Annotated in this window: 9 protein-coding genes and 2 pseudogenes; 3 read left to right on the top strand and 8 right to left on the bottom strand. The window is 67.0% G+C overall.

Features of this window, described 5'->3' with window-relative positions:
- Nucleotides 1-451: 451 nt before the first annotated feature.
- Nucleotides 452-1,214: pseudogene (locus tag OC490_RS49480) on the bottom strand (LLM class flavin-dependent oxidoreductase); the annotation flags it as partial.
- A 170-nt stretch (nt 1,215-1,384) separates the two neighbouring features.
- Between OC490_RS49480 and OC490_RS49725 the strand changes: the two are divergent.
- On the top strand, nt 1,385-1,570 hold the full coding sequence (locus OC490_RS49725) for a hypothetical protein (RefSeq protein WP_410099280.1): 186 nt from the start codon (nt 1,385-1,387) through the stop codon (nt 1,568-1,570).
- A gap of 54 nt (nt 1,571-1,624) precedes the next feature.
- On the opposite strand, the gene OC490_RS48760 is transcribed toward OC490_RS49725, so the two are convergent.
- Nucleotides 1,625-2,113, bottom strand: a complete 489-nt coding sequence (locus OC490_RS48760; RefSeq protein ID WP_262064505.1) for a carboxymuconolactone decarboxylase family protein — start codon at nt 2,111-2,113, stop codon at nt 1,625-1,627.
- Nucleotides 2,114-2,634: 521 nt separating this feature from the next.
- Here OC490_RS48760 and OC490_RS48755 point away from each other — a divergent pair.
- Together OC490_RS48755 and OC490_RS49475 are read left to right on the top strand one after the other, a co-directional pair.
- Complete coding sequence (locus OC490_RS48755) at nt 2,635-3,090, top strand: hypothetical protein (protein WP_262064504.1); 456 nt, start codon at nt 2,635-2,637, stop codon at nt 3,088-3,090.
- 62 nt (nt 3,091-3,152) lie between these two features.
- A pseudogene (locus tag OC490_RS49475) lies at nt 3,153-3,979 on the top strand (transposase family protein).
- A 100-nt stretch (nt 3,980-4,079) separates the two neighbouring features.
- Here OC490_RS49475 and OC490_RS48740 read toward each other — a convergent pair.
- The 6 genes from OC490_RS48740 to OC490_RS48715 all read right to left on the bottom strand — a co-directional run bounded on the left by OC490_RS48740 (nt 4,080) and on the right by OC490_RS48715 (nt 7,818).
- A complete protein-coding gene (locus OC490_RS48740; protein WP_262064503.1) occupies nt 4,080-4,277 on the bottom strand; it encodes a hypothetical protein in 198 nt (65 codons plus the stop codon).
- A 308-nt stretch (nt 4,278-4,585) separates the two neighbouring features.
- Nucleotides 4,586-5,239, bottom strand: a complete 654-nt coding sequence (locus OC490_RS48735) for a hypothetical protein (RefSeq protein ID WP_262064502.1) — start codon at nt 5,237-5,239, stop codon at nt 4,586-4,588.
- Nucleotides 5,240-5,797: 558 nt separating this feature from the next.
- A complete protein-coding gene (locus OC490_RS48730) occupies nt 5,798-6,079 on the bottom strand; it encodes a transposase family protein (RefSeq protein WP_262064507.1) in 282 nt (93 codons plus the stop codon).
- A gap of 82 nt (nt 6,080-6,161) precedes the next feature.
- The gene (locus tag OC490_RS48725; protein ID WP_262064501.1) at nt 6,162-6,503 is read right to left on the bottom strand and encodes a helix-turn-helix transcriptional regulator; all 342 of its coding nucleotides are present in this window, start codon (nt 6,501-6,503) and stop codon (nt 6,162-6,164) included.
- On the bottom strand, nt 6,500-6,916 hold the full coding sequence (locus OC490_RS48720) for a thioesterase family protein (RefSeq protein ID WP_262064500.1): 417 nt from the start codon (nt 6,914-6,916) through the stop codon (nt 6,500-6,502). The genes OC490_RS48725 and OC490_RS48720 overlap by 4 nt, the downstream gene beginning before the upstream one ends.
- A 65-nt stretch (nt 6,917-6,981) precedes the next feature.
- Nucleotides 6,982-7,818 (bottom strand): GNAT family N-acetyltransferase, encoded by an 837-nt coding sequence (locus tag OC490_RS48715; protein ID WP_262064499.1) that lies wholly within the window; start codon nt 7,816-7,818, stop codon nt 6,982-6,984.
- Between the last annotated feature and the right edge of the window lie 166 nt (nt 7,819-7,984).

Raw genomic sequence — 7,984 nt, 5'->3', positions numbered from 1 at the left:
ACCCGACCACCACACCACAACGACACACAACTCCCCCGCCACCACCGGCGGCCCGGCCGTCCGGCCGTACACCCCTTGCCGCCGGGGCGGACGCGCGGATCCACCACCGCGACAGAACCGCCATCGCCCACACCCCCGCCACCTTCTCCACCACCAGCCCCGCCGTCCACACACCCCCACGACACCACCACCCCACACCCACCACCCCACCCCGGACACCCACCCCACCCGGGAGCACCGGCCGCACCCGGGACACCCACCCCACCCGCAGCCACCGCACCCGGGAGCACCGGCCGCCACACCACGACGACCCCGGCATCCGCCAGCCACCCCGCCCCCGGCCCACCACCACAACAGCCCCCGCCCACCGCAGCCCGCACCCCTCACCGAGCGGGGCGCATCCCGGGCGGCCCGACCCCCACACTCCCGAACCGCCCCGAACACAGACCGCTCAGCGCCAGCCGAGCCCCGGCGCCACATGGGCCAGGATGCTCTCCAGCACATGCACGTTGTCATCGACCCCGAGCTGGTTGGGGACGGTCAGCAGGAGAGTGTCCGCGGCCTGCACGGCCTCGTCCTCCCGGAGCTGCTTCACCAGCACGTCCGGCTCGGCGGCGTACGAACGCCCGAAGACCGCCCTGGCCGTGCCGTCGATCATGCCGACCCGGTCACACGCATTGCGGCCGCGGCCGAAACAGGCCCGGTCCACATCACCGGTCAGGGCGAAGATGCTACGGCCGACCGACACCCGCGGCCCGCGCGCGTGCCCCGCCTCCCCGTACGCCTCGCCGTACACCTCGATCTGCCTGCGCTGCCGGACATGCAGCAGCCCGCCCGTCCCGTCGTCCTTCACAGTCGAACTCTGCAGATTCATCCCCAGCCTCGCCGCCCAGACAGCGGTCGCATCCGAACTGGAGCCCCACCAGATCCACCCGCGCAGCCCCCCGGAACACGGCCCGACACGCAGCAGCCCCGGCAGGTTGGGAAACACCGGCCGGGGATTCGCCTGCGCGAAACCCGCACCCCCGATTCACCCCGAGGAAACCCTCGGCATGCCGGCGGGCCATGTCCGCGCCGCTCTCCCCCTCCCCGGGGGCACAGCCGAAGCAACGCCAGCCGTCGATCACCCGTCCCGGTGAACCCCGGCTGATGCCCAGCTGCAGCCGGCCGCCGGAGATGAGATCGGCCGCGCCCGCATTCCCGGCCATGTACAGACGGCCACGCCGCGGATCCGGGAGGAGCGGCTGAACCGGGAGGTTGCCGAGGGGGTGCGGGACACAGCCGCTTCAGGCGCCGTCTCCCGCCCTGGCGGCGAAGCATACGGAACGGCCCGAACAAGGCGGAACAGGCCTTCCAGCGAGGCCTGACGGCCCTCACACAGCGGGTGGAACGGGAAGGCGCCCACCGGCCCGTACCCAGCGGACACAGCGAACAGATCGCCGCCGACAGCGAGACCGAACCCGTGACCGTGAAACTGGGCGTATGGATCTCCAACCCGCGTGCCAGGCGAGACAAACTCACCGCAGAACAACACACCGCCCTCGCCGAACCCGGCGTCGAATGGGCCTAGACGAATGCGTGTGGCCCTGCGCCGCCGGATCGGGCGACCCCGCTGACCGACAGGTCAGTCCCACTGCTCGTCCGCGAGGGAGCTGACCGGCTGCGGCTTGCCGATGACGGCCAGAGCGACGAAGAAGTTGATCTGGCCGATCGCGATGGTCAGAGTGGCCAGCGCCTTCTCGTCGTAGTGCTTCGCCACCTCGGCATACAGCTCGTCGGAGACGCGCTCCTTGCCATGCGGGGCGGGCTGGAGGGTGGCCTCCACCAAGGCTAGAGCGGCGCGCTCGGCGTCGGTAAAATAAGGGGCGTCCTGCCAGGAGGAGACGGCGGTGATGCGCTCCTCGGACTCCCCGGCCTTGCGCAGGAAGCCGGTGTTCAGGATCGTCAGGTAAGTGTTGCCGACGATCTGCCCGGCACGCAGGTGGACGAGGTTCATCGTGGTGCGCGGCACCGAGTGGTTGCCCGTGGCCCGGAAGAGGGCGGCGCTGATGTCGTTCAGCTCGGGCACGAACTCGGCCGGGTTGGGCATCCGGGAGATGGAAGTGTTCGTCATAGCTGCTCTCCTTCGCGTCCGCCTGGTTGGCGTCCTCACAGCACTGACGGAACGGCGCACGCAGATGTGACAGGAATCCGGAAAAGTACTCTGGCCTGTTCCGGGCCTGGTGACAGCCCTGTCCTTCCCGGGCCGCGCCTAGTGCTGGATTCCTCTTTCGCTGGGTATATGTCCTGGTGGCGGGGTAGTTGACGGTGCTCGGGGCGGGTGCTGGACGATGGTTTCACGGGCACGACCGGGGCATGACGAAGACGAACGGGCGGTCGTTCGTCGACTGTCGCGGGCGCGGAAGGCTCCGCGGGATGCAGTGAGACCCGTGCATCGTGAAACGTGCAGTTGAGGTGGGCTGGTGTGCGGGCGAGTTGCCGTGCTCGTGCTGGTCGGCGGCGGGTGTCCATGGTGAAGATCGTCTGCCCCTGTCGGCTGAGGCGGTTCTCGGGTTCCGCTGCGCTCGTCTCGGGACCGCTCCTACGATCCGTGACCGGGGCGGTACGCGATGAGATCGCGGGAGGGTGCGGGGCATGGGAGACCTGGAGCGGATCATTCGTCGCCGGAGCGAACTGGACGCGCTCGCCGAGGAGTTGGCCAAGCAGTTGCAGGAGGTCCGCGCCGAGCGGGAGGAACTGTTGGTCGCCGAACGGGTCCTGAACCGGCTGGCCGAGCAGGACCGGGCCGAAGCGGAGACAGCCGTGGCCGTCTCAACGGTGCCCGCCCGGGTGGCGGGAAGTGCGGTCCTGCTGATCCCGCACCGCGGCGAGGGCCTTGACGAGGCCGCGCTGCCCGGCGATTACCGCAAAATCCTGGCGATCGTACGGGCCGCGGACGGCCCGGTGCAGGTCAGGACGGTGGGCGAGGAGCTGGGACTTGAGGTGGCGGTGCGCGGGAAGCTGGAACCGCTGCGGGCGAAGATGACCAAGCTCGCCGATCGTGGCTGGCTGCACAAACGGCCCGACGGACGGTTCACCGCACGCCGGTAGCCACACCGGGACAGGGCATCGGGGCGTAACCAGCGGGCCCCCGACGGCAGTTGACGTGTTTTGTGAAGAACAACCCCAGCCCCGTCGAGGGCCCTGACGGCCTTGTCCACACCGCCCGCCTGCCGCTGTCGAGCGCCACCCTGAACTACCTCGCCACCCTGATACGCGGCCACTTGAAGAAGATCGGTTCGCGGTGGCGGGCCCTGCCCTCAGGGAAGATCGCCGGCATCGTGCTGGCGGTGCTGCGCTGTGACCAGCGCCCCGGCGACCTCGCCGGCGGCAACGGAGTGCACCGCACCACCCTCACCCGGTGGGTGCGGGAAGCCGTCGGCCTGCTCGCCGCCCGCGCCCCGCGCCTGGACCGCGCACTCAAAAAGATCGCCCGAACGGGTGGCGGAGTGGTCCTGCTCGACGGCACCCTGATACGGACCCGGCGGCGAACCGGAAGAACTACTCCGGCAAGCACAAATGCCATGGCCTGCTGGTGATCGCACTCACTGACGACCGGGGCCGCCTGCTGTGGGTCTCCGCAGCCCGCCCCGGACGATCCTCGGAGATCACCGCCTGCCGCCACGACCAGCTCACCGCGAAACTGCGGGCAGCTGGCCTCGGCGCCATCGCCGACCTGGGATTCGTCGGCCTCGACGACAGCGCCCCGGACGCCGACCCGACGGTGATCACCGGCTACAAGGCCGCCCGCAACCGGCCCCTGACCCGAGGACAGAAACTGTCCAACAAGGCGCTCGCCGCCGTCCGTGCGCCGGTCGAGCACGGCTTCGCCCATCTCACGAGCTGGCGGGTCCTCGGCAAGGTCCGCACCGACCCGAAGTGGGCGACCGCCCTGGTCAGATCCCTGCTGGTCCTGACGAACCGCGAAGTCTCCCGCTGACCGACGATCTTCACCGAAGTCATCCACCCGCGACCGGCACGAGAATCGAGAATCCCACGCACACCAGGCCCGTGACCTGCAACTTCACGATGCACACTGCTCATTGAAGGTGGGCCACTGATGCCTCAGCGCTCACCGCATCGAGCGCAGCCCGATAGGTCGCCTCGGCCTGGGCGATTCCTACACGACCTGTTTCTTCCGCAGCCCGCAACTGCCAGCGTCCAGCAAGTAGAGCCGCCGGTACTGCAATCGCAGCTACCAGCGCCGCGGCTATCGCGCCGATGCCTTGAACGTCCATGGGACGATCGTGCCGTGTCGCACCTGTCATGCGCAGGGAGACGTGGTGATGTGGCAGAACCTTGAGTTTCTGCGTCGTCTTACGCGAGGTCAGCCTCCTCGCAATCGAACACGGTTGTCCCGTCTCGATTGATCTGGTTCGGAGTCAGGGCTGGGACCTGCGAGGACCAGATCGCTTGAGACGATGAGCTCCCTCGAATCTCATGTGATCTGGTCCGCCGCCCGCAGATGGTGTCCGTCGTCTCAATCGTTGTGGTCCGCCGGCGGCGTTCGAAGTGGCTGCAAGACTGCATGTCGAGCCAGGTCTGGCTACCCGCCCGCGAAACGCGCTGCCAGGTCCATGGCCTCCTGGGTGAGTTTGATGTGCAGGCCGACGTCGTCCTGGGTGGCGACCTGGGTAAAGCTGCCCTCGTGCCACCAGAACACCGAGGGGCTCAGCGCGCCCGGTGACTGCTCGAAGCCCATGGCGGCGAACCGGGCCATGGCGTGCAGCGAGGAGGCCACGTTCCTGTCGCGGACGACATGGAAGGCAAGTTGGTGCCGGTGCGGCAGCGCGACCAGAATTCCGTTCGGCGCCGGTGCGTCCTTGGCATAGCGGAGTACGACCTCGTCCAGGACCAGGGCGAGGCTCGCGATGAAGTACGAGCCGCCCATCAGCACGTCGAAGTGGGAGCCGTCCTTGTCTCTGACCACCTTGTGCTTGTCAACGCGGACGGCTCGTAGGTTCTGGAACGCACGGTCCCGAAGCGCCGTGATGTCACCCAGGTTGGAGAGGGAGTCTGCGGTCAGCATGTCGACGGTTTCCGGGAGGTCGAGCGCCAGCACCTCCAACAGCCCCGGGACCGATTGGGGACCGTACCCGAAAGCCTTCAGGAGCGCGGGATCGCTGGGAATGAAGCGGGGGTAGAGCTGGGCCAGGAGCTGTTCGTGCGGCGGGGCCTTGAGAACCTGAGGTCCATCCATCGATCGGATTACCCGGTCGACATGTTCGTCTACGAGCGCCCGCCAGCACCGGGGGCCGCGGCTGTCGTTGTGGCACACGGCCGCAAGATTGGAGAGGCCGAAGCGCCAACCCGAGTCCGTGGTCACGCGACCCGGTTCGACCGTTACCTCGATGCCGCGCTCCGCGAATGCCTCGCGGACGAAGGTACGCAACCGGGCAGCCTCCGCCTCGGACAGGAACGCGAACTCCCCGTCGCGCGGCAGGTCCACCCCATCACGACGCTCTCCGCGCCGAAATATCCCCACCAGGTCCCCAATCGCTCGAAGATGCGGATCATAGCTTCGACCGGCCCAGGCGCCTTCTTCAGGTGTTCACGCCCGGCGGAAGGTCGGACGCCGACGGCCCCTCGACTCCCCCGGTGACCTTTTTCCACGCTTTGAACCAGATCACCTGAGGCAACGAGCGAACCAGACCAGATCATCTGAGATTCGGACCAGGCCGACTGAGACGGTACAACGGTGTGACCCTCCGCGACCGCTCCCCAAGATCTGTGACAGAGCCCAATCGCCGACGTCGGGTCAGGTGTCGTTGATGACCCGGCGGATGGTCGCGCCGCTGAGCGGGACAGGTACGGCAAGTGCGGTCGCGGTACGAGCGCCGAGCTGGGCCAGGGCGTCCTGCAATGCGTCAGCCGCCCACTCGTTGATCGCCGCGAAGCTCTTCGCCCCGCATACCACGGCGGAACAAGCAATCAGCAGTACGGCTACGAAGGGGTGACGCTTCCCCCGTCGGCACCGCGGATCGGCCGGCGTGGCCGGTCGCTGGCTGACGGACCCGTCGCGGACATTTGATGCGCGAATGCCGCCGCACTCTGTCCTACCTGCTGTTCAGCGAGATAGGACGGGGTGCGGCGGCGAACGAGATCTCCGGCAGGAAAGAGCCTCAGTAGCGCCCGTTGTTCCTCAGATAGGCAGCCGGAGTCATTCCGTAGTGGGACTTGAAGCTCCTGATGAAATGACTCGCGTCGGAGAAGCGCCAACGTGCGGCAACTTCTGAGACTGCCGTCGCACTCTTTGAGCGCACAAGGTCATCATGAGCTTCCGGCATGCGGCGACGACGAGCGAACGCCATGACGGGTTCTCCGGTTTTCGCGAAGTGACGGTGGAGGGCGCGAAGGGACACCTTCAGGATTCGGGCGATCATCTCCGGAGACAGTTCTGGAGCGTCGAGGTAGTTCTCGATGACGTTTTTTGCTGCCGCCGTCAGATCTTGATGACCACTCATAGCGCGGCGAGAACCGCGACATTATCCAGATAGCTCCGATACCATTCCCGCTCCTGCGGGATCATTGCGGCACGTGAACCGGTAGAGTCAAATCGGATATAGCGAGCACGTACAATGGCGTGTTCGCCATTACCGGAAATCACGTCGGTTCGCACAGATATGCTCGCGCGGCCCAATTTTTCAACGACCAGTCGAGTCTCCACCTCACTGAGCGTCCACGGCAGAGGCAGTGAGAAAGCAGCCTGCACGTGCGCAGTACCCCAGAAGGTTTGCACTCCGGTCACATCGCGTTGGGCGGTGGCGAACTCGATAGCCAAATCTTCGGCGTAACGAATGATCGAAAGATTGTGAACGTTGCCGTAGATGTCGGCATCGCTCATACGGATCTTTCGGGAAATTGCGAAGCTGGTCACGATTTTCCTGTCGTCTTGACCTGAGATCTGAAGAAATTTCGTACGGCCGAAAGCAGTCCCGCGGGCTAGTGGTTGTTCCAGTTCCAGTTGCGGCGGGAGTACCGCTGGGAGAATCCGGCCCGGCACAGGTTGTGGTACGAGGAGTTGTACGTGCCCAGAGGCTCGTCGAACGTCTCCGCGATGAGCGTCCGGCAGCCCGCGTCCCTGGCGGCGCGCACCCTGGTCGCGATCAGCGCGGACTGGGCGCCCCGTCCACGAGCCTCGGGCAGGGTGCATCCCGCGAAGAAGCTCCCCACCTCCCCGGCGACGCGTAGGGTCCCCATCGCGACTACCGCGCCGGACTCACGGACGGCGAAGGTGTACCAGCCAGCTCGGCCGACCGAGGCGGCCGCCATCTCCTGCGTGCCCTGCGCGGCGATGCCCATCGCCGGCGGCAGCACGGCGGCCCATGCGGCGGCCTCAGCGGGCTCCACCGGTCCCACCGTCAGCCCTTCGTCCAGCCGCGCACCCGCGACGGCGACCAGGGCCGACTCGACGTCGACGGCGAGCTTGCGGATGGAGTGGCCTCCGTCGATGCCGAGCTTCTCGCAGATGGCCGACCAGTCGTCGGGGATCACCGACGGTGCCAACTGGATCGTGGCCCGCGGGACGTCACGGTCCCGGTAGAACGCGATGACTTGTTCCACGAGACCGAGCGTCACGGGCTCGCCGAAACCGAACCCGAGGGCCTTGTTCCAGTAGCCCGCGGGGTCATCGCGCATGGCCAGCACGACTCCGCCACCCAGCCTCGCCGAGTCCAGCCCCCAGGCCGAACGGTGGGGTTCCGCGACCCCCGCCTCGTACTCGTACATCTCATCGGCTTCGGTCTTCTCAAGGATCTCGGGAGAGATCTCCAATGTCATGGTGCTTCCCTAAGAATGTGAGGCGGTCCGGGAGGACCGGGTGTGGGTGATGGTGTTCTGCCGTTTGCGGCTCGGAAGGAATGGCCGCCCGCTCCTACCGGATGCTCCCGACTGCTAATACGAAAATCCCCTGTCTGTGCAGGTCAGGTGTGTTCATGTGGCCTCC

This window comes from Streptomyces sp. STR69, from assembly GCF_024519455.1.
Classification (GTDB): Bacteria; Actinomycetota; Actinomycetes; order Streptomycetales; family Streptomycetaceae; genus Streptomyces.
Note: the sequence above shows the minus strand (reverse complement) of the source record. Positions and strands in the feature narration are given on the sequence as shown.